General features: G+C 36.8%; 17 protein-coding genes. 8 read left to right on the top strand and 9 right to left on the bottom strand.

All coding sequences use genetic code 11. The features are described 5' to 3' along the window. Both ACFFHT_RS07615 and uvrB read right to left on the bottom strand, forming a co-directional pair. On the bottom strand, positions 1-1,134 hold the full coding sequence (locus tag ACFFHT_RS07615) for a Gfo/Idh/MocA family protein (RefSeq protein WP_382375000.1): 1,134 nt from the start codon (positions 1,132-1,134) through the stop codon (positions 1-3). Between the two features lie 357 nt (positions 1,135-1,491). Then, on the bottom strand, positions 1,492-3,528 hold the full coding sequence (uvrB, locus tag ACFFHT_RS07620) for an excinuclease ABC subunit UvrB (protein ID WP_382375002.1): 2,037 nt from the start codon (positions 3,526-3,528) through the stop codon (positions 1,492-1,494). A 161-nt stretch (positions 3,529-3,689) separates the two neighbouring features. Between uvrB and ACFFHT_RS07625 the strand changes: the two genes are divergently transcribed. Continuing rightward, positions 3,690-4,703, top strand: coding sequence for a YeiH family putative sulfate export transporter (locus ACFFHT_RS07625; RefSeq protein ID WP_382375004.1), 1,014 nt, complete (start codon positions 3,690-3,692; stop codon positions 4,701-4,703). A gap of 491 nt (positions 4,704-5,194) precedes the next feature. On the opposite strand, the gene ACFFHT_RS07630 is transcribed toward ACFFHT_RS07625, so the two are convergent. Continuing rightward, positions 5,195-6,394 (bottom strand): Bcr/CflA family multidrug efflux MFS transporter, encoded by a 1,200-nt coding sequence (locus tag ACFFHT_RS07630; protein WP_382375006.1) that lies wholly within the window; start codon positions 6,392-6,394, stop codon positions 5,195-5,197. A gap of 18 nt (positions 6,395-6,412) precedes the next feature. Beyond that, complete coding sequence (rsuA, locus tag ACFFHT_RS07635; RefSeq protein WP_382375008.1) at positions 6,413-7,117, bottom strand: 16S rRNA pseudouridine(516) synthase RsuA; 705 nt, start codon at positions 7,115-7,117, stop codon at positions 6,413-6,415. A gap of 390 nt (positions 7,118-7,507) precedes the next feature. On the opposite strand from rsuA, the gene ACFFHT_RS07640 reads away from it, so the two are divergent. Further along, positions 7,508-9,778, top strand: a complete 2,271-nt coding sequence (locus tag ACFFHT_RS07640; protein ID WP_382375010.1) for an NADP-dependent malic enzyme — start codon at positions 7,508-7,510, stop codon at positions 9,776-9,778. Positions 9,779-10,281: 503 nt separating this feature from the next. After that, positions 10,282-11,079 (top strand): glycosyltransferase family 32 protein, encoded by a 798-nt coding sequence (locus ACFFHT_RS07645; protein WP_382375012.1) that lies wholly within the window; start codon positions 10,282-10,284, stop codon positions 11,077-11,079. A 53-nt stretch (positions 11,080-11,132) separates the two neighbouring features. On the opposite strand, the gene pgeF is transcribed toward ACFFHT_RS07645, so the two are convergent. Next, positions 11,133-11,879: a peptidoglycan editing factor PgeF gene (gene pgeF, locus ACFFHT_RS07650; RefSeq protein WP_382375014.1), complete on the bottom strand. Its 747-nt coding sequence runs from the start codon at positions 11,877-11,879 to the stop codon at positions 11,133-11,135. Then, positions 11,879-12,853 carry a 23S rRNA pseudouridine(1911/1915/1917) synthase RluD gene (gene rluD, locus ACFFHT_RS07655; protein ID WP_382375016.1) on the bottom strand — a complete coding sequence of 325 codons (975 nt, stop codon included), beginning with the start codon at positions 12,851-12,853 and terminating at the stop codon, positions 11,879-11,881. The genes pgeF and rluD overlap by 1 nt, the downstream gene beginning before the upstream one ends. Before the next feature lie 184 nt (positions 12,854-13,037). Here rluD and bamD point away from each other — a divergent pair, with 184 nt between their 5' ends. Continuing rightward, the gene (bamD, locus tag ACFFHT_RS07660) at positions 13,038-13,832 is read left to right on the top strand and encodes an outer membrane protein assembly factor BamD (RefSeq protein WP_382375018.1); all 795 of its coding nucleotides are present in this window, start codon (positions 13,038-13,040) and stop codon (positions 13,830-13,832) included. 46 nt (positions 13,833-13,878) lie between these two features. Here bamD and ACFFHT_RS07665 read toward each other — a convergent pair whose 3' ends face one another. The 3 genes from ACFFHT_RS07665 to ACFFHT_RS07675 are packed head-to-tail and all read right to left on the bottom strand — an operon-like array spanning position 13,879 to position 16,438. After that, a complete protein-coding gene (locus ACFFHT_RS07665; protein WP_382375020.1) occupies positions 13,879-15,384 on the bottom strand; it encodes a peptide ABC transporter substrate-binding protein in 1,506 nt (501 codons plus the stop codon). Further along, the gene (locus ACFFHT_RS07670; protein ID WP_382375022.1) at positions 15,384-16,031 is read right to left on the bottom strand and encodes a YchE family NAAT transporter; all 648 of its coding nucleotides are present in this window, start codon (positions 16,029-16,031) and stop codon (positions 15,384-15,386) included. The genes ACFFHT_RS07665 and ACFFHT_RS07670 overlap by 1 nt, the downstream gene beginning before the upstream one ends. 53 nt (positions 16,032-16,084) lie before the next feature. Beyond that, entirely contained in the window at positions 16,085-16,438 is a 354-nt protein-coding gene (locus ACFFHT_RS07675) for a RidA family protein (protein WP_382375024.1), read from the bottom strand. 79 nt (positions 16,439-16,517) lie between these two features. Between ACFFHT_RS07675 and ACFFHT_RS07680 the strand changes: the two genes are divergently transcribed. From ACFFHT_RS07680 to rpsO, 4 genes are all read left to right on the top strand, one after another. Further along, positions 16,518-17,240 (top strand): YwiC-like family protein, encoded by a 723-nt coding sequence (locus ACFFHT_RS07680; protein ID WP_382375026.1) that lies wholly within the window; start codon positions 16,518-16,520, stop codon positions 17,238-17,240. Between the two features lie 80 nt (positions 17,241-17,320). Continuing rightward, positions 17,321-19,231, top strand: a complete 1,911-nt coding sequence (gene parE / locus ACFFHT_RS07685; RefSeq protein ID WP_382375028.1) for a DNA topoisomerase IV subunit B — start codon at positions 17,321-17,323, stop codon at positions 19,229-19,231. Positions 19,232-19,254: 23 nt separating this feature from the next. Further along, positions 19,255-21,549 (top strand): DNA topoisomerase IV subunit A, encoded by a 2,295-nt coding sequence (gene parC / locus ACFFHT_RS07690; protein ID WP_382375030.1) that lies wholly within the window; start codon positions 19,255-19,257, stop codon positions 21,547-21,549. Positions 21,550-21,666: 117 nt separating this feature from the next. Further along, complete coding sequence (gene rpsO, locus ACFFHT_RS07695; protein WP_382375032.1) at positions 21,667-21,936, top strand: 30S ribosomal protein S15; 270 nt, start codon at positions 21,667-21,669, stop codon at positions 21,934-21,936. The last annotated feature ends 37 nt before the right edge of the window (positions 21,937-21,973 follow it).

Consider the following 21,973-nt stretch of genomic DNA (forward strand, 5'->3'; position numbering starts at 1 on the left):
TTAAATTTCACTCACTTTTACCCAAGTTTTATGTTGTGCAGAATGTGCAATGGCTTCTAAAACTTGAGAAATGTGATAGCCAACATAGAAATCAGGCATAATTGGTTTGTTATAGAGAAGTCCTTCAACCAGATCTCTTATTTCGACTGTTTTTTGATCATTAAATCCAATGCCATGACCAGCACTAATACAGAATGGACGATAATCAGGATGTTCTGGACCAGTTAAAATAGTTTTAAACCCTTGACGGTGGGAGGCATCTTCGTGGCGATAGAGTTTTAATTCGGCCATACGTTCTTGGGTAAAACTCAATGTACCTTTCGTACCTGTGACAACATAAGTTAATCCCATTTTACGTCCGCAAGCGATACGAGAGGTTTCAATCGTTCCCATTGAACCATTAGCAAAACGTACTAATGCACTCGCTTGATCTTCATTTTCAACAGTACAACGTTTATTAAGGTCTTTGGGATCTGGACGTTGTTTAATGACTGTCTGCATATCACCGCACACTTCTTGAATTTCAGAACCTAGTAAATATTCCGCCATATGGACGATATGGGCAGCGAGATCACCCAAGGTACCTAGCCCAGCGAGATGACGATAACAATGCCAATCCATAGGAGTATTAGGATTGGCTAAATAATCTTCATTATGTGTACCGTAAAAATGGATAACATCACCAATTTCACCATTAGCAATAATTTCACGTGCTAATTGGCTCGTTGGATTTTTGGCATAATTGAAACCAACCAATGTTTTTACACCAGCTCGTTGTGCAGCAAGATACATCTCTTTGGCTTCTGCAGCTGTTAAAGCTAATGGTTTTTCAGAATAAACAGTTTTCCCATGTTGAATTGCTGCTAAAGCAATCTCTTTATGTAAGAAATTAGGCGTACAAATATCAACAACATCGACATTTGGATCGGAAACTAATTGTTTCCAATCTGCAGTAGAACGGCGAAAACCAAACTCTTTTGCACGTTGGGCTGCCAATTCAGGTGTAACTTCTGCTAAAAATTCGAGTTCAACTTTATTTTGTAAATTGAACACTGTCGATAATTGTGCATAGGCAATGGCATGGCAACGACCGATGTAACCTGTACCAACAAGACCAATTCTGACTTTATCCATTTTTAGGCTCCTTTTTGGAAAATACCTTGTGTATTGAACGCTTGTAGTCTGTTTTAAAAAGCTATCTTTCTAAATAGTACAGAGCACAAGTAAATCATCAGTTAACATACCCTTTGATAATGAAAATTTCAATTCAGTTTTATTTTAAAATAAAAAATTTATTTCATTTTGTGATCTGTGTAGGAATATTTAAAATTCAAAATAGAAAAGGCTTGAAATGAATAAAAAAAGAGTATCACTGTTAATTCTATGATTAAGATAAAAGAATATTTATTCTATCCTTTTTTGTGGTGAAAAAATAAGCAGGAAAAGAGTTCCTGCTTGAGATTTATATATAAATGCAAGTATTTATGGAAGTTAATCTCCTTGTAATTGCATAAAACGTTCACGCAGTGAATGTAATTGATCTCGAGTTTGTGCTGCTTTTTCAAATTCAAGATCTTGAGCAAATTTATACATTTGCTGTTCAAGTCGTTTAATCTCTTTTTGTAGATCTTTTGCATTATCCAACGTTGCGTAAGTAGCTGTGGGCTCTGCAATTTTGCTTGGACGAGATTTTTTCCCTTTTTGATTTGTTGGGCTTTGTCCAATATCTAAAATCTCACCAATTTTCTTATTTAATGCTTTTGGTACGATACCATGTTGTTTATTATAAGCCTGTTGTTTTTGTCGACGACGTTCCGTTTCATCAATCGCTTTTTGCATAGATGGGGTAATATGATCGGCATAGAGAATCGCTTTACCGTGAAGATTTCGTGCCGCACGTCCAATCGTTTGAATTAAGGAACGTTCCGAACGTAAAAAGCCCTCTTTATCGGCATCGAGAATGGCAACCAATGAAACTTCAGGCATATCTAATCCTTCACGCAATAGGTTGATACCAACTAGGACATCAAATTCACCCGCACGTAAATCCCGAATAATTTCAACACGCTCTACGGTATCAATGTCTGAGTGTAGATAACGAACTAAGACACCGTGTTCCGCTAAGTAATCGGTCAGATCTTCTGCCATCTTTTTGGTAAGTGTAGTAACTAATACACGCTCATTTTTCTCTACTCGTAAACGAATTTCTGAGAGGAGATCATCAACCTGAGTACCAACTGGACGCACCTCAATTTCTGGATCTAATAATCCAGTTGGGCGCACAACTTGATCGATAATTTCATCACCCGATTTTTCTAATTCATAAGGGCCTGGTGTGGCTGAAACATAAATCGTTTGTGGGGCTAGACGTTCAAACTCTTCAAAACGTAATGGACGATTGTCCAATGCAGAAGGTAAGCGGAATCCATATTCAACCAAAGTTTCTTTGCGAGAACGGTCGCCACGATACATTCCTCCGATTTGAGGAACGGTAACGTGTGATTCATCGATAATTAATAGACCATCGCTTGGAATATAGTCGAATAGTGTTGGTGGTGGCTCTCCCTCTTTGCGACCAGAGAGATAACGAGAGTAGTTTTCAATTCCTGAGCAATAGCCAAGCTCATTCATCATCTCAATATCAAATTGGGTGCGTTGAGTAATACGTTGTTCTTCTAAGAGTTTATGTTCTTTTATAAAGTATTCTCGGCGTTGAACTAACTCTTGTTTGATTTGTTCTATTGCTTCAAGAATTCGTTCTCGTGGCGTAACATAGTGTGTTTTAGGATAAACAGTATAACGAGGCACTACACCAAGCGAGTGATTGGTCAACGGATCGAACAGGCTTAAACGCTCAATTTCTTCATCAAATAACTCTACTCGTAACGCAACATCATCTGATTCTGCTGGGAAAATATCAATTACATCACCATGTACACGGAATGTTCCACGTTGAAAGGCTTGATCATTGCGTGTGTACTGTAAAGCGGCGAGATGGGATAGGATTTGGCGTTGATCGATAATCGCACCTGTCTGCAAATGCAGCATCATTTTTAAATAGGAATCTGGATCGCCTAACCCATAAATTGCAGAAACGGATGTCACCACAATAGTATCACGACGTTCGAGAAAGGATTTTGTTGCTGAAAGTCGCATCTGTTCGATTTGATCATTAATAGACGCATCTTTCTCAATAAAAGTATCGCTTGCTGGAACATAGGCTTCTGGTTGGTAGTAGTCATAGTAAGAAACGAAATATTCCACAGCATTTTCAGGGAAAAAGGCTTTCATTTCTGCATAAAGTTGTGCCGCTAACGTTTTATTTGGTGCAAAGATCATTGCTGGTCGATTTAATTGAGCAATGACATTGGCAATGGTAAATGTTTTGCCTGAACCCGTTACTCCGAGTAATGTTTGGTGAGCTAGCCCATCGTTTAGATTCTCTACCAATTTGGCAATAGCAGCAGGTTGGTCACCAGAGGGTTTAAAATCAGAATGGAGAATAAATGGCTTACTATTTTTTTTCATAATTACCGTGAGAGATTAGTAAAATTTTGCAGAATTTTAACATATTTCTGTAACAAGCTACATTTGTCAGGCAAATTCAAAGAATTTCGGTAAACCACAATAGAATTAGGTGATATAACGAATTATAATTTCTTATAACATTAATTTATTAAAAAAATCATATGAAAATTAGCAGTTTATTACCTGGTTTATTATTAGCTGGTGTGGTAACTATTGTTGCCTTTACCTTAACGTATTTTGGAGTTGGTCAATCATTAGGTATTAGTGCCTTAACTTTTGCCATTTTATTAGGAATGCTTGTTGGGAATACAATCTATCCTAAGATAGCCAATACCTGTCATGAGGGTGTGAATTTTTCTAAAGGAATTCTGTTACGTGCAGGCATTATTTTGTATGGCTTTCGGATTACTTTCCAACAAATTGATTCTGTTGGCGTGAATGCAGTTGTGACTGATGCCATTATGCTGCTTTCAACTTTTCTTATTACTTGTTGGTTAGGGATAAAATGGCTCAAAATTGATAAAGAAACGACTTATCTTTGTGCAACGGGTGCAAGTATTTGTGGAGCGGCTGCGGTGATGGCAGCTGAACCTGTAGTGAAAGCACAATCGCATAAAGTGTCTGTCGCAATCGCCACTGTCGTGATCTTTGGTACGATAGCGATGTTTACCTATCCAATTTTTTATACTTGGTTGCAACATTATCTAACAGAACATCAATTTGGTATCTATATTGGTTCAACAGTACATGAAGTGGCACAAGTGTATGCAGCTGGTCAGAATATTAATAGTCAGATTGCAGATAGTGCTGTGATTACCAAAATGATTCGAGTGATGATGTTAGCACCATTCTTATTAGGACTTTCTTATTTCTTAAGTCGTGAGCAATCAACGACAGAACATAGAAAAATCAATATTCCGTGGTTTGCTGTTTGGTTTATTATTGTCGCTATTTTTAACTCATTCCCAATTTTGCCTGTACAAATAACACAATGGTTAGTCCAGATCGATACCATTTTGTTAATGATGGCGATGTCAGCATTAGGGTTAACGACACATATTGATGCTATTAAAAAAGCAGGAGCAAAACCATTAATTCTTGGTTTGATTGTCTTTTTCTGGTTATCGATTGGAGGTTTCGTAATTAATATGGTAAGTCAAGCACTATTTGGCTAATAAAATGTATCAAAAATGGAGTGCCGATTACTCCAACAATAATTATTTCAACTGAACATTGCATAAGAAAAAAACTTGAAAAATAGTAAGTTTTGCACAGACTTATTTTTGTCAAGTTTTTTTTTATTTATTTTTTTAGCGAAAAATATAATCTTTACTAGATTTTATATAACTTATTGATTTTTAATAAAATGTTATTTTGCAAACAATTCCAATAACAACGAATAAAAACCCTTATATAGCAAGGATTAAGGAAAATTCGAGAAGAGTATTCCACAAAGTTATCCACAGGTTGTGTGGATAGAAAAATCTCTCCAAAATTGATGGAGAAATGTTCAAATATAATGGGTAAACATGAATGGACTGTGAGTTATTGAATTTATTGTATTCAATGTTGATTTCATTATATTGATGAGAAATTTATTTATTGTGAAATAGTATGATGTTATGTCGGACAAATTATGTCCGACATAGCATCAGATTAAGAATGTTTAGGAGTGATGTAGATTTTTATAGGTTAATAACCAATAACCTAACACAGCAATCGCAATACAAGCAATCATCGTGGCTAACATAGGAATTGCACTAGTAACGGGGACTAATGCCAATAATGATCCTACCACAGCACCTCCACCAAAACGTAATGTGCCTAACACAGAATTTGCAGTACCTGCAGTACGAGGAAATTTTTCTAGAATGAGTGCGGCTGCGTTTGCCCCAATAGTTGAGTTCATACCAATAAACCAAGAAATACCTAATGCCATTGACCAGAAACCAAGATCTAATAAGGCAACTAGCAATAACCACAAACCAGCGGCAGCTTGCATCCCTAGACCGAATTGCAACATCCTTTCTGCACCAACTTTTCCAACAACACGCCCATTAATGACGGTAAAGGTTGCCATAACGATAATGTTCATCATAAAAAAGTAACCGAAGTTTTGTACTTTAACGCCGTAGATGTCGATATAGACTAATGAGCCCGAAGTAAGAAATGCAAATAATCCAGCAAAAGAAAAGGTTGATACAATTAAGTAACCGATCACCTGTTTAATTCTTAATACTCCCCAAAATTGACGTAGAATATTTCTCAATGAGAATGTCTGACGTTTTTCTGGTTCTAAAGTTTCTGGAATTCGCCAAGCAAATAGCCCACCACTGAGTACACCAACAACAACTAAGAGATAAAAAATCGTATGCCAATGGAAATATTGCACAATATAGCCACCAAGAATTGGAGCTAATAGTGGGGCAACCATAATGACTAAGGTGACTAAAGACATCATTTTAGAAAAATCATTTTTACTAAATAAATCTCTTAATAAAGCACCTAACACAACAACAGGGGCTGCACCAAAAAATCCTTGTAGTAAACGTAATCCAATGAAATGATGAATATTGCTGATTTGAGTTAAGCCTAAGGCAGCAATCGTACTCACCATTAAACCGAATAAGATAATAGGTTTACGTCCGACACTATCTGCAATCGGTCCCCAAACAAGTTGTCCAACGCCCATACCTAAAGTAAACATAGTTAAGGTATATTGAACTTGGCTCGATGGAACATTTAAATCTTTAGCGATATTCAGAAATGCTGGAAGATACATATCGATACCGAGTGGTGGCATCATGGACAAGAGTCCTAAAATTAAAATAAAGATAAAATTTATGCGTGCTTTTTTCTTTGTCATTTAAACCTCTTATTATTGTTATTCTAAAAATGATTGAATTTCTTCTTTTGTGAGAGGACGATATTCACCTTCGGTGAGATGTTCGTCTAAAGTGATCTGCCCAATACGCCAGCGATGTAGAGCAACAACTTTATTACCAAGGGCAGCAAACATACGTTTAACCTGATGATATTTACCCTCAATTAAGGTCAAATTCAAATTGTAATCATCGATTATTTCAATTTGTGCAGGCTTAGTTGGTTGTTTTTCCCCTTTTAATAGAATACCTTGCCGGCATTGTTCGATGTAAAAATCTTCAATGGGATCGGCTAATGTTACCAAATAAGTTTTTTCACAATGGTGCTTTGGTGAGGTGATACGGTGTGACCATTGCCCATCATCAGTTAATAACACTAAGCCTGTAGTATCGACATCTAAACGTCCAGCAGTGTGTAAACGAGCTGAAAGTGGATAATCAAAAAATTGATAAACTGTTGGATATTCGCTGTCATCATTTGAGCAAATATAACCTTCTGGTTTATATAATAGAAAATATTGATTGCCTTCCACCCAAAGGAGCGGTTCATCCTCGAATTCAATCAGATCATCAGTAGATACTTTTAATGCCCCATCTTTGACTATTTCATGGTTGACTTTGACTAAATTTTGTCGGAGTGCTTTGTTCGCTTGCGAACGAGATAATCCAGTATATTCGGATAAAAATTTATCTAAACGTTGTTTCATAGTTAATTCAGTAGTGAAATTGTGAGCTTTTATAAGCTGAAGAATTGGAGTAATTATTCTAACATTATTTGGAAAATGTGGCATAGCTCACAGCTTTCCTGAAAAAGGAAACTATAATAAAGAGTGGATTTTTACTGAGAGCTTTCTCATTTTAGGGTACGGAGCTTTACTCCAATAAAATCAAAAATCCATTTTCTGGCTCAATGATCACGAGCGGATGTTAGTTAGTAAATTAATGGAGTATCGATAGACTTTGATGATGTTTTATTAGAGCCTGTTATGAACACAGCAGTGGATTGCCCCTCAACTTTTCTTATTCCTCTTCGTAGTAAGTATAGTGGTAAACCTCTTGCAATTAATCATTTTCAATATGATACATAAGGATAGATTATGGACGAAAAATTACGCCAAGCAGCATTGGATTTCCATCAATTTCCAATTCCGGGAAAAATTGAAGTCACGCCAACAAAATCGCTTGCAACTCAACAAGATCTCGCTTTAGCGTATTCTCCTGGTGTGGCAGAGCCTTGCTTAGAGATCGAAAAAGATCCTGCAAATGCTTATAAATATACCTCGAGAGGGAATTTAGTTGCCGTTATTTCTAACGGTACAGCTGTATTGGGATTAGGAAATATTGGTGCATTAGCAGGCAAACCCGTTATGGAAGGAAAAGGCGTATTGTTCAAAAAATTCGCTGGAATTGATGTGTTCGATATTGAAATTAATGAAACTGATCCAGATAAGTTAATCGATATTATTGCAGCATTAGAACCAACTTTTGGTGGTATTAACTTAGAAGATATTAAAGCTCCAGAATGTTTTTATATTGAGAAAAAATTACGTGAGCGGATGAAAATTCCTGTCTTCCATGATGACCAACACGGTACGGCTATTATTTGTGCAGCAGCAGTATTAAATGGGTTACGCGTCGTAAATAAAGACATTAAAAAAGTGAAAGTAGTCGCATCTGGTGCAGGAGCATCTGCGATTGCGTGTTTAAATTTAATGGTAGCGTTAGGAATCGAAAGGAAGAATATTACAATTTGCGATTCTAAAGGTGTGGTTTATAAAGGTCGTGGTGATCATATTGATGAAACCAAACAAGTTTATGCAATCGAAGATAATGGTGCACGTACTTTAGCCGATGCCTTACCTGGTGCAGATATTTTCTTAGGTTGTTCAAAAGCAGGTGTGTTGACACCAGAAATGGTTAAGACAATGGCTGATACGCCATTGATTCTTGCATTGGCAAATCCAGTACCAGAAATTTTACCACCAGTTGCTAAAGCAGCACGTCCAGATGCGATTATTTGTACTGGTCGTTCAGATTATCCAAATCAAGTTAACAATGTACTCTGTTTCCCATTTATTTTCCGTGGTGCATTAGATGTACATGCGACAACGATTAATGAAGAGATGAAATTAGCCGCAGTGCGAGCGATTGCTGATCTTGCATTGGCTGAACAAAGTGATGTGGTTTCATCGGCATATGGTGAAAGTGAGGTATCTTTTGGGGCGGAATATATTATTCCAAAACCATTTGATCCTCGTTTAATCGTGAAAATTGCACCAGCAGTAGCCAAAGCTGCTATGGATACAGGGGTTGCACAAAAGCCAATTACAGATTTTAACGCTTATATCGATCAGTTAACCCAATTTGTTTATAAAACAAACTTGTTTATGAAGCCTGTCTTTGCACAAGCAAAATTGGATAAAAAACGTGTGATTTTAACTGATGGGGAAGAACCTCGAGTATTACATGCGGTACAAGAAATTAGTAGTTCTGGTATTGCCTATCCAATTTTGATTGGCCGTCCAAGTGTTATTGAACAACGAATCAAAAATTTGGGCTTAAAAATCGAAGCAGGCAAAGATTTTGATATTGTTAATAATGAACAAGATAGCCGTTATGCAGAATGTTGGCAGGCATATTATGAAATTATGAAGCGTAAAGGTGTTACTCCATCGCTTGCAAAACATCGTTTAATTACCGATAAGACAGCGATTGCATCAATTTTAGTACAACGTGGTGAAGCTGATGCGATTATCTGTGGATTGGTTGGTTCTTATCGTGAACATTTACAAACTTTGCAAGATGTGATTGGTGTTGCTGATGGCGTACATACTTTAGCTACTGTAAACAGCTTAGTATTACCAACAGGTAACGTGTTTATTTCAGATACTTTTGTGAATGAAAATCCAACAGCAGAAGAGTTAGTAGAGATTACTTTAATGGCAGCGGAAGAGGTGCAATCTTTTGGTATTGAACCGCAAGTGGCACTCCTTTCTAACTCAAATTATGGTTCATCAAATAGTGAAAATGCGGTGAAAATGCGTAAAGTGCTTGAGTTAGTGAAAGCACGTCGCCCAGATTTAATTATTGATGGTGAAATGCATGGTGATATTGCACTTTCAGAAAACTTACGCAAAAACATTATGCCTGATAGCCCAATTAAAGGAGCGGCAAACTTATTAATTATGCCAAGTATGGAATCTGCTCGGATTAGTTATAACTTATTACGTGCAACAACAACGGCAATTACTGTTGGACCAATGTTAATGGGCTTGAAGAAATCTGCACATATTCTGACACCAGTATCTTCTGTTCGCCGTATTATCAATATGGTGGCAGTTGCTGCGGTACAAGCACAGAAGAAATAGATTGAGTATTTGGATTAAATATTAAAAGTCATATAAATCTGCATTTAAATGGTAACACTGTTTAGGTGCAGATTTTTTATTGTGTTTGATAGAGCGAATATGAAAAAAGAGAGTTGATTGGGTATAGAGTGAAATTTTTTATATGAAGGTGTGATGAAATGAGCGGTTAGAGCTTTTTTAAGAATTTACGCATATAGGACAAAAAAGTTGGTAAAAAGTGGTTTAAAAGCATATAAAAGACTACCAATCGAATAGAGGGATTATTTAAAGAACTTAAGGATAAATTACGTCCACATAGTGGTTTAACAATAAGACATAAGATATTGTTTATACAGGATTTTTTAAATAAAAAAGCTGGTAAGAATTATGAGAAATAATAATTACCAACTTTTTGTCCTATATGCCACTTATTGTCATTTTCTATGTGTAGTAAATGGTTGATTAAAAAGGATTTTTTAAGTAATATGATACTATTTAGAAAACAGTAGCATAGAGAAAAATAAATGAATATACAGTCTGAAGTAAAATATAAACATTTAATTCTAATTTCTAATGGATTAACTCGTTTACTGGGTAATATTATTAAAACTATTAGTTATCCATTTCATTTATTCTTTCCTAAAAAACGATTTGTGATTCCTGAATTTAGTTCCGCTAAAAGAGCAAAAACACAAGTGAATAAAATTACTCCTGTTATTTGGCAAACGAATTATAGTAATCGTGTCACACTTCCAGTTTATTGTAATTATTTGTTTAACCGTTTGTTATCCTTAGATTATGACTATCGTTATGTGAGTACAGAAGGGCGAGAGGAATATATTAAATCTCATGCTGATCAGCGTACATATCAAGCCTATATGAAATTAACAGATGGTGCCGCTCAAGCTGATTTTTGGCGTATCTTTGTTTTATATAATGAAGGTGGAGTGTATATGGACATTGATGCTCATTTAGTCTGGAATTTATCGTCAATTATTAAGAAACATGATAATGAAGTCGTTATTTTTCGTCGCGATAAATATACAAACTTTTTTCTTGCTAGTATGAAAGGGAATGAGTTTTTAGGTAAAACATTAGAACTGATTATTGATAATATTGAACAGAAGCGGATTGATGGGGGCGTTTTTTCGTTAACTGGACCAGTTACTTTAAATGATGCATTAAAAAATTATGATTCTATTAATTCTAGATTGGATAAATTGACTTGTTCACAAGGTACCTTTACTAATGAATATTTCCAATATATGGATAAAAAACGAGGTAAATGGATACATCGTAGTAATGACGAGTTACTGAAATAACAATTTAGAATCCTATCCGTAAGATAGGATTCATTTTTATAGTACTATTACTCTTATTGTTCACTAAACCAAATTAAGGTTGCCATTCTGCCAGTCTGTTTATCACGGCGATAAGAATAAAATTTTTCTGGATCGGAATAAGTACAATATTCGCCACCACTAATGTTTTCTGCCAATACGCCAGCTTGTTGTAAACGTAAACGAGCTAGTTGATAGAGATCGGCAAAATATTTATCAGTGTGTTCTGGATCTGGAAGAAAAGCTTGCTCTGCTACTGGATGTTTTTCACAAAAGGCTTGTTTTACTTCTGCACCAACTTGGAATGCAGTTGGACCAATCGCAGGCGCTAACCAAACTTTAATTTGATCTGGTGCAGTTTTAAATTGAGATAAGGTATTTTCTAATATTCCAGCTGCTAATCCACGCCAACCAGCGTGTGCTGCTGCTACTTCTGTCCCATTTCCCGCTGCAAATAAGACAGGCAAACAATCGGCTGTCATAATTAAACAAACTTGGTTGGCTTGGTTGGTATAACAGGCATCTGCGGTGAGATTGTTATCTGTAAGTGGTAACTGTTTTACTATCGTGCCGTGTACTTGTGTAAGAAACGCTGGATATTGTGGTAGTTGAAATTGTTCCACTAAACGTTGGCGATTTTTTTGTACCACATTGGGATCATCGCCAACGTGGTCACCTAAATTTAAACCAGCATAAGTGCCACAACTATAACCATCAGTGCGTAGTGTACTTAAAGCATGGACATTTGCTGGTACTTGCCAGTTTGGATAAATTGCTTTCATTAATAATCTAGCTCATCTTTATGTAATTCGTAATCTACTTTTAGTGCGTCAACTAGTGCAATAAAATCATCAGGTAATGGTGCATACCATTCCATCAATTCACCCGTAATAGGATGTTCTAAACGCAGCATAATTGCGTGTAGTGCTTGACGTTGAAACTGACGCAATACTGTTAATAATTCTTCACTTGCACCTTTTGGCGGTTTTGGTCGTCCACCATAGGTTTGATCGCCTAATAATGGATGTGCAATATGTGCCATATGAACACGAATTTGGTGTGTTCTTCCTGTTTCAAGACGTAAACGTAAACGCGTATAGTTACGGAAGCGTTCCATAATTCGATAATGGGTAACAGCGGGCTTGCCCATTGGATGAACTGCCATATGGGTGCGTTTAGTAGGATGGCGTGCCATAGGTTGATCTACTGTACCACCTTTGGTCATAATCCCGCTTGCTATTGCTTCATATTCACGAGTGATTTGGCGCTTTTGTAAGGCACGCACAAGTTTGGTTTGTGCTTCAACAGTTTTAGCAACGACCATTAGCCCAGTGGTATCTTTATCTAATCGATGCACAATTCCTGCACGAGGTACTTCTGCAATTGGTGGATAATGATAAAGTAATCCATTTAATACCGTATTATCTGGATTTCCAGCACCTGGATGTACCACTAAATCTTTTGTTTTATTAATTACTAGAATGTGCTCATCTTCATAAATAATGTCTAATGGGACATCTTGTGGTGTAAAGCGAGTATCCTCTTCGATTTCCGCTTGCATAATAATGTGTTCTGTACCGAAGACTTTTTCTTTTGGGACGGTAACAACTTTACCATCTACTTGTACTAAGCCAGCTTCAATCCAAGTTTTTATTCGAGAACGAGAATATTCTGGAAACAATTCTGCTAAAGTTTGGTCTAAGCGCTGACCTAATTGATGAGGTTGAACCTCTGCTGTTAATTTAAGGTGTTCCATAGTGATTATAATTCCAGTAACATAAACATTTAATTATTTGCTGATACACTATACAATAACAGCAAAAAATGATGTCAAAGTCGTGATTGTACCTTAACTATCAACGAGTTTACAGATTGAAAATAACTTGAACGATGAATTCATCAGGCAATTCACCAAATAAAATCGAGGATCTATGATGAGTATGAATAAGATAAAAGCGATTGCTGTAACAGCCTTATCTGCGTTGGTATTAACTGCTTGTTCTAATTCTAAAGAACAAGTAGAGCAAGCCCCAGTTCAGGAGTTATACCAAAAAGCACAAGACTATTTGCAAGATGAAAATTATCGTCAAGCAATTCGTTATCTTGAAGCCACAGATAGCCGTTTCCCATATGGCGAATATGCACAACAAGCTGATTTAAATTTAATTTATGCTTATTACCGTAGCGAAGATTATGTTAATACGCTTTCAACTGCGGATCGTTATCTACAAAAATATCCACAAGGTCCACATTTAGATTATGTGTTATATCTGGCAGGATTAACCAATATGGCATTGGGGGATAACTTGTTCCAAGATTTCTTTGGTGTTGATCGTTCTTCTCGTGAAACTAAGCCAAGAGAAGATGCCTATCATAATTTTGAAACATTAGTGCGTTATTTCCCAAATAGTGAATATACAAAAGATGCGGTGCAACGAATGCAGTATATTCGTGAGAGTTTAGCGAAACATCAATATGAAATTGCGGAATTTTATCAAAAACGTAATGCATATGTGGCAGTAGTAAATCGTATTCAAGATAATTTATTACGTTTATATTCAGACACAAGTTATGCGTATAAAGCATTGCCAATGTTGCAACAAGCCTATGCAGAATTACATTTGGATAAACAAGCTGATGAAATTGGTAAGATATTAGCCAATAGTAAGGAAAAAACATTCCCAGAGCTAGTCAAACCTGAATCTTCTCCAGATGTTAAACCACCATTAAAATAAGTATCGAAAAGGAGTGTGGTCAAGTACCACACTTTTTTTATTCCTATTACTTCACCAACCGATATAAATCCTTGCTATAAAAGATTTGAGTTGGATTATTTAAATCATATCCCGCTAAATTTGGTGCAATAGAAACAGGTAAATAATACTGGAACAAAGGCAAAATAATGGCATCCTGTGCGATTGCATCTACTACTTGTTGATAAAGCTGTTGGCGGGCTTCTGGATTAAGTTCTGTCATGGCTTGTTCTAACCATTGATCTACTTGTGGATTGTAATAATGGATCAAATTATCAGGATTTTTTGAATGGAAATTGTTTAAAAAGGCTGATGGATCATTATAGTCGGCACACCAACCACTACGAATAAGCTGAAATTGTTGTTGTATGTGTTGTGTTGCCCATTCTTGAGTTGTTTTACCTTGTAATGAGACATGAATCAGATCTGATTGTGAAAATTGGCGAGAAAGATTTTGTGCAATTTGTTGATTTACTGCGGAATCATCATAAGTCAATGTGATGTGTAGTGGATGTTGATTGGTCACATTAGCTTGCATGAGTAATTGTTCTGCTGGTGGTAAATTTAAATAGCTACTAAATAGCATTGATTGTGGCAATAAATTGACTGTTGCCTTGCCATTAAGTGCAACATTAGCAATAGCAGATTGACTTGAAATTAGGCTGATCAGTGCTTGCCGAATTGCTGTATTTTGCAATGTTGGATGATGAGGATTTAATTCATAGTAATAGCTACATAATTTGGGTACTTGTTGGACTTCAGTAGTTGTTTTTGGTGGTAAAAATTGCCAATCAATTTTGGTTGATGAGAGATTAGTTCGCCAATATTCTACTTGCTGAAAAGAAACATGCACTTTATTCCAATAATAAGGATTAGCTGTTAAAGAAATTTTCTTATCATCTATATTCGTTAGACTATATGCTCCGTTATATAGACCACTTTTATTTGGCACTAAAGCGATATGTGCCAACATCATCGGTAAATAGGCATTAGCTTTATCTAATTGAATTGCTAATGTATGGGGATCAATGGCTTTAATACCGAGTGCAGTAGCAGGTAATTTATTTTGTAAAATCTCTCGTGCATTCTGTACAGCAATAAAACCCAAATATGGGGCTAATGCAGTTTTATTAGTTAATAGGTTTTGCCAACTGTGAACAAAATCTTCTGCGGTAACTTCACTGCCATCAGACCATTTTGCATCTTGGCGTAAATGAAATAACCAACTTTTTTGGTCTTTACTTTCCCAAGATTGGGCAACTGCTGGCGTAATATTACCGTGAATATCATAGCTAACTAATCCTTCATAGAGATCGTAGAGAAGAGCAGTATTTTGAATATCACTCACTTGATGAGGATCGAGAATAGGTTGAGCAAAATTACCTGCACGTACTAATGTTGTCGTAGATCCTGATATTTCAGATGATGTATTGCTAGTGGTGGATATATTTTGTTTTTGTTGATCGCAAGCAATCGCAAAAAATAAACAACAACAAACAATAATCGAAAATTTGCTTTTTGAGAAAGGCTTCATCAATGTAATAACCCTGGGAATAAGTTAGAAATACCAGCAACACAAATTTCAATACCTAGTGCCATTAGAATCAATCCCATGATACGTGTAACCACGTTGCTGCCTGTTTTACCAAGATATTTCATAATCATCGGGCCAGAACGGAAAATGGCATAACATAAGAATGAGAAAATAATAATTGCTAAGGCAAAACCAAGCCAATCAATCCAATTGTTGTAACGAGATGCCCAAACAATAGTAGAGCTGATTGCACCAGGTCCAGCAATCAATGGCATTGCTAATGGCACAACAGCAATACTTTCATTATCAGAAAAGTTAGTAGCTCGTTCCTCTTTATTTTGTTTTTCTTCCCCTAATTTACCGCTGATCATCGTCATTGCGATTGAGATCACTAAGATACCACCAGCAATACGGAATGAATTAATTGAGATACTAAAGAAGTTGAGCAGAAGTTGACCAATAAATAAACTTGTCAGTAATACAATGCCAATCGCAGTTGATGTGACAAGCATAGTTTTTTGACGTTCTGCTTCATATTGATTACTGGTCATACTCATAAAAATTGGTAATGATCCAACAGGATTGGTTACCGCAAATAGACCAATAAAAAACTGCATATAAATAGGAAAATTCTCAATAAACAACATAAATCTCAAACAATTAGGGAAATTAACAATAATATTATGGCATAAGTAGAACGTTATTTACATGCAGCAGTGATGACGATTTCGACTTTCCAATCTGGATGAGCGAGTTTTGCTTCAACAGTTGAGCGAGCTGGTGCTGAACCTGCAATTACCCATTCATCCCAAGCACGATTCATTGCTGCATAATCCTGCATATCTGCAAGGAAAATTTCTGCTCGCAGAATACGGGATTTATCAGAATTACTTTGTGCTAATAAATTATCAATTAATTGCAAAACCTGTTGCGTTTGTCCGTAAGCATCAAGCGAAGTATCTTCTGGAACTTGTCCCGCAAGATAGGCGATGCCACCATAAATTACGGCTTCGGATAAGCGATTACCTGCATCAATCCGTTTCATTTCACTCATAAAGCACTCCTTTAAGTTATATCTCGTTAGAAAAATTAAGGTTAAAATCGTTGGCTATTATCAACTGTTAGGTCGAAAAATGAAACTATTAATTTCCAATCAGCATGGTGCCATTGTGATGGCATTATTACCTTTCTGTTATGGTGTAATGCTTTCTTCTCCAATAATGTTACATCTGAGTTTATTACTAGCGTGGTTTTCGTTGTATTTGATGACTTATCCGTTTCTTGCTTTATTTAAAGGACGAAATCTTTCACTCTATTGGCGTTGGACCTTAATTTATGGCAGTACGAGCTTATTATTTGCGTTACCTGCAATTTGGTATAACCCAAATATTCTCTATTTTTTAGCAGCAATGTTGCCATTTGTCCTAATCAATATTTATTACAGCAAAACAAAAAATGAACGCGCGTTTCTCAATGATTTAGCCGCGATTATTATTTTTGCACTTGCAGGTATGTGTGCTTATTATTTCCCACAGTCACAATGGGATTACCATTTAATAGAGATTGCCCTGTATCCAAGTTTCTTTTTTATCGGTACAACGTTATATGTCAAAAGTGTTATGCGTGAACGCAAGAATCCTAAATACTATTATGCTTCTTGTATTTTTCATTTCCTTTGTGTGTTATTTCCATTAGGGCTATCTAATATCTTACTCAGTATTGCTTTTTTGTTACCTCTGATAAGAGCTATATTCTTACCAAAACGTAACTTATCAGTGAAACAGGTTGGTTTGATTGAATTTGCAATCTCCTTCTATTTTCTTCTCATTCTGTATGGTGCAACGGGAATAAATTAATTCTACTTAGTGACAATCTTTGTTCACTAACAAAAAAATGCTAGAATCTAGCCCTTTGTGATTTAAGGTAGCCTAGAACAATGAGTCAAGAGATTTATAACGCTAACGATATTACTGTCCTGAAAGATCTCGAGCCAGTGCAATTACGCCCGGGAATGTACACTGATACCACAAGGCCAAACCATTTAGGTCAAGAAGTTATTGATAATAGTGTAGATGAGGCCTTAGCTGGATATGCAAGCAAAATAGAGGTCATTCTTTATCCAGATCAATCTTTAGAAGTCATTGATAATGGGCGTGGTATGCCTGTTGATATTCACCCTGTGGAAAAAATCTCTGGGGTCGAGCTAATCTTAACGAAACTGCATGCAGGTGGAAAATTCTCTAATAAAAACTATCAGTTTGCTGGTGGTTTACACGGTGTGGGAATTTCGGTGGTGAATGCACTGTCTGCACGCGTTGATGTAACTGTCAAACGTAATGGTGAGGTTTATCATATTGCTTTTGCTGATGGCAAAAAGGTTGAAGAATTAGCGGTTATTGGTAGCTGTGGTAGAAGAACCACTGGTACAACCGTGAAATTTTTACCTAATCCTAAATATTTTGATTCGGCAAAATTTTCTGTTTCTCGTTTGCGTCATTTATTGCGAGCTAAAGCCGTTCTCTGCCCTGGTTTAGAAATCAAGTTTGTTGATAAAGTTAATCAAACCGAAGATATCTGGTGTTATCAAGATGGTTTATCAGATTATTTATTGGAAGCGGTTGATGGCGTAGAAACTGTTCCAGAAAAACCATTTATTGGTGAATTTAAAGCCTCTACTGAAGCGGTAAGTTGGGCATTATTTTGGTTACCTGAAGGTGGGAATATTATTGGTGAAAGTTATGTTAACTTAATCCCAACTCCTCTAGGTGGAACACACGTGAATGGACTGCGTCAAGGCTTGTTAGATGCGATGCGAGAATTTTGTGAGTTCCGCAATTTATTACCTCGTGGCGTGAAATTAACTGCCGATGATCTTTGGGAGCGTTGTGCTTATATCCTTTCATTAAAAATGCAAGATCCACAATTTGCAGGGCAAACGAAAGAGCGCTTATCTTCACGACAAAGTGCGGTCTTTGTGAGTGGTGTTGTCAAAGATAGTTTTAGCCTTTGGTTAAACCAAAATGTGCAACAGGCTGAACAATTAGCTGAAATGGCGATTGCCTCTGCACAACGTCGTTTACGCAGTGCAAAAAAAGTGGTGCGTAAAAAATTAGTTAGTGGCCCAGCACTTCCTGGCAAATTAGCCGATTGTACTCAACAAGATCTTTCACGCACAGAATTGTTCTTGGTTGAGGGGGATTCTGCTGGTGGTTCAGCAAAACAGGCACGAGATCGAGAATATCAAGCGATTTTGCCATTGCGTGGCAAGATTCTCAATACTTGGGAAGTGGCTGGTGATCAAGTACTGGGTTCGCAAGAGATTCACGATATTGCCGTGGCATTAGGGATTGACCCTGATTCAGATGACCTTTCACAATTACGTTATGGCAAGGTGTGTATTCTTGCAGATGCGGACTCAGATGGTCTGCATATTGCAACATTATTATGTGCATTATTTTTACGTCATTTCCCGAAATTGGTGGAAGAGGGGCACGTTTATGTAGCGATGCCACCACTTTACCGTATTGATTTAGGCAAAGAAGTGTATTACGCCCTTGATGAGGGAGAAAAAGAGGCGATTTTAGAACGCTTACAAAGTAAACGTGGTAAAGCTAATGTACAACGTTTCAAAGGGTTAGGAGAAATGAATCCATTACAATTACGCGAAACAACAATGGATCCGAATACTCGTCGTTTAGTACAACTGGTCTATCAACCTACTGCTGTGGAAGAGGGAGAACAAGATCACACCTTTGAAATTTTGGATATGTTATTAGCGAAAAAACGAGCAGATGATCGTAAAAATTGGTTACAAGAGAAAGGCGATCATGCCGAACTTAGCGTGTAGAATCGAATAATAGAGAGAAAATAATGGCAACAATTAATTATGAAGGGGTTGAGCAGATGCCTATTGGGCATTTTACAGAGAATGCTTACCTCAATTATTCAATGTATGTGATTATGGATCGTGCCTTGCCATTTATTGGTGATGGCTTAAAACCTGTACAGCGCCGTATTATTTATGCGATGTCAGAATTAGGATTGAATGCAACGGCGAAATATAAAAAATCTGCACGTACTGTTGGTGATGTGTTAGGTAAATTTCATCCACACGGTGATACTGCTTGTTATGAAGCAATGGTGTTGATGGCACAACCTTTTTCTTATCGTTATCCATTAGTTGATGGGCAAGGAAACTGGGGAGCACCAGACGATCCAAAATCCTTTGCGGCAATGCGTTATACCGAATCACGTTTATCTAAAATTTCTGAATTATTATTGTCGGAATTAGGGCAAGGAACGGTTGATTATCAACCAAATTTTGATGGTACGATTGAGGAACCACAATATTTACCTGCACGTTTGCCACATATTTTACTCAATGGCACAACGGGTATTGCTGTAGGAATGGCAACAGATATTCCACCGCATAATATCAATGAAATTGCTAAAGCATTGATTCTGTTGTTAGATAAACCTGAAGCAACAATAAAAGATCTTTTAAAAATTGTTAAAGCTCCTGATTTTCCAACAGAAGCTGAAATTATTTCTCCACCAGAAGATTTACAAAAAATCTATACTCAAGGCAAAGGTTCGTTAAAAATGCGGGCTGTTTGGAAAAAAGAAGATGGGGAAATTGTTATTACTGCTATTCCTTATCAAGCCTCTGGGGCGAAAATTATTGAGCAAATTGCAACGCAAATGCGTAACAAAAAATTGCCAATGGTAGATGATATCAAAGATGAATCTGATCATGAAAATCCAACTCGAATCGTGATTGTGCCACGTTCCAATCGAGTAAATGAAGATGAACTAATGGCACATTTATTTGCTACGACAGATTTAGAGAAAAGCTATCGTGTTAATATGAATATGATAGGTTTGGATCGTAAGCCTGCGGTGAAAGATCTTTATACGATTTTAACAGAATGGCTCACGTTCCGCCGTCAAACGGTAACTCGCCGCTTGCAATATCGTTTAGATAAAGTTTTAGCTCGCTTACATATTTTAGATGGCTTATTAATTGCTTTTTTAAATATTGATGAGGTCATTGAGATAATTCGCCATGAAGACGAACCAAAACAGGTCTTAATGGCACGCTTTGCCTTGTCAGAAGAACAGGCCGAAGCCATTCTGAATTTACGTTTGCGTCATTTGGCAAAATTAGAAGAAACAGAATTAAAAGCAGAGCAGCAACAATTAGCCGAAGAACGGAAGCAGTTAGAAAATATTCTTTCTTCTGCCGAGAATTTGAACCAATTAATTAAGCAAGAAATTCAACAAGACGCAGAAACTTTTGCTAGCCCTCGCCGTTCAAAAATTGTTGAACGTGAAGAAGCCAAAGCGCTAGCAGAAAGTGCGTTAATTCCGGTAGAACCTGTTACCGTCATTCTTTCTGAAATGGGATGGGTACGCTGTGCGAAAGGGCATGATATTGATCCAGTTTCATTGAGTTATAAAGCAGGCGATAAATATTTAGCACACGTTTATGGGCGTTCAAATCAACCAGTGATTTTCTTTGATAGTACAGGGCGTAGTTATAGCTTAGATGCGTTATCGCTACCATCTGCTCGCTCCCAAGGTGAACCTATTACAGGAAAATTAACCTTACCAGCTGGGGCAACGATTGAACAATTACTGATGAGTAAAGCTGAACAGCCTATTTTGCTTGCGTCTGATGCTGGATATGGATTTGTATGCCAAGTGGAAGATTTGGTTTCTCGCAATAAAGCTGGGAAAGCAAGTATTTCATTACCTGAAAATGCGAAAGTATTGCCGCCAGTGATTGTAGAAAATAAAGCCGCTTGGTTAGTTGCGATCACAACCGCAAATAGAATGTTAGTGTTCCAATTAAGTGAATTACCTGAATTGGCAAAAGGAAAAGGGAATAAGATTATTAATATTCCTGCGGCGAAAGCAAAATCCCGTGAAGAGTTATTAGCGAGAGTTTTCTTAATTGATGCAGGTAGCAGTTTGATTTTCCGAGCAGGAAAACGAAAAGTAACATTAACCGCAGAAGATGTAGAAAACTATCGTGGGGAGCGTGGCCGCCGTGGAGCAGCTTTACCACGAGGAGTGCAATTTAATACGGAAGTAGAGGTTGTAGCCCCTAAAATTGAACAGTCTGCTATCACAGCAGAGGAATTCACGTTAACCAGTGAATAATAAATTAAAATATTTTGCCATTCTGTAGCAGAACAGGTAAAATGCACAGCTCTTGTCGTAGCTGGATTAGAGATCGGCTATTGATGTATTGTTAACTTAACTTTTTAGGAGTTTATTATGTCTCTAAGTACTGAAGCAAAAGCAAAAATCATTGCTGAATTTGGTCGTGATGCAAAAGATACTGGTTCATCAGAAGTACAAATTGCATTATTAACTGCACAAATTAACCACTTACAAGAACATTTTTCAGTTCATAAAAAAGATCATCATGGTCGTCGTGGTTTATTAGGTATGGTTTCACGCCGTCGTAAATTATTAGATTATTTAAGACGTACAAATTTAGAAAGCTATTCTAACTTAATTAGCCGTTTAGGTTTACGTCGCTAATTTTTACACTATTCTTAGATAGCCCTAAAGCAGATTT

Origin of the sequence: Gallibacterium melopsittaci, from assembly GCF_042433085.1 — a bacterium.
GTDB lineage: Bacteria > Pseudomonadota > Gammaproteobacteria > Enterobacterales > Pasteurellaceae > Gallibacterium > Gallibacterium melopsittaci.

Bases quoted from the DNA above. Each gene is read 5' to 3' on its own strand.
- ACFFHT_RS07630 (WP_382375006.1), bottom strand. From the start codon at position 6,394: ATGACAAAGAAAAAAGCACGCATAAATTTTATCTTTATTTTAATTTTA.
- rsuA (WP_382375008.1), bottom strand. From the start codon at position 7,117: ATGAAACAACGTTTAGATAAATTTTTATCCGAATATACTGGATTATCT.
- parE (WP_382375028.1), top strand. From the start codon at position 17,321: ATGAGTCAAGAGATTTATAACGCTAACGATATTACTGTCCTGAAAGAT.
- ACFFHT_RS07645 (WP_382375012.1), top strand. From the start codon at position 10,282: ATGAATATACAGTCTGAAGTAAAATATAAACATTTAATTCTAATTTCT.
- uvrB (WP_382375002.1), bottom strand. From the start codon at position 3,528: ATGAAAAAAAATAGTAAGCCATTTATTCTCCATTCTGATTTTAAACCC.
- ACFFHT_RS07670 (WP_382375022.1), bottom strand. From the start codon at position 16,031: ATGTTGTTTATTGAGAATTTTCCTATTTATATGCAGTTTTTTATTGGT.
- ACFFHT_RS07675 (WP_382375024.1), bottom strand. From the start codon at position 16,438: ATGAGTGAAATGAAACGGATTGATGCAGGTAATCGCTTATCCGAAGCC.
- pgeF (WP_382375014.1), bottom strand. From the start codon at position 11,879: ATGAAAGCAATTTATCCAAACTGGCAAGTACCAGCAAATGTCCATGCT.
- ACFFHT_RS07640 (WP_382375010.1), top strand. From the start codon at position 7,508: ATGGACGAAAAATTACGCCAAGCAGCATTGGATTTCCATCAATTTCCA.
- ACFFHT_RS07625 (WP_382375004.1), top strand. From the start codon at position 3,690: ATGAAAATTAGCAGTTTATTACCTGGTTTATTATTAGCTGGTGTGGTA.
- ACFFHT_RS07665 (WP_382375020.1), bottom strand. From the start codon at position 15,384: ATGAAGCCTTTCTCAAAAAGCAAATTTTCGATTATTGTTTGTTGTTGT.
- ACFFHT_RS07680 (WP_382375026.1), top strand. From the start codon at position 16,518: ATGAAACTATTAATTTCCAATCAGCATGGTGCCATTGTGATGGCATTA.
- rpsO (WP_382375032.1), top strand. From the start codon at position 21,667: ATGTCTCTAAGTACTGAAGCAAAAGCAAAAATCATTGCTGAATTTGGT.
- ACFFHT_RS07615 (WP_382375000.1), bottom strand. From the start codon at position 1,134: ATGGATAAAGTCAGAATTGGTCTTGTTGGTACAGGTTACATCGGTCGT.
- parC (WP_382375030.1), top strand. From the start codon at position 19,255: ATGGCAACAATTAATTATGAAGGGGTTGAGCAGATGCCTATTGGGCAT.
- bamD (WP_382375018.1), top strand. From the start codon at position 13,038: ATGAATAAGATAAAAGCGATTGCTGTAACAGCCTTATCTGCGTTGGTA.
- rluD (WP_382375016.1), bottom strand. From the start codon at position 12,853: ATGGAACACCTTAAATTAACAGCAGAGGTTCAACCTCATCAATTAGGT.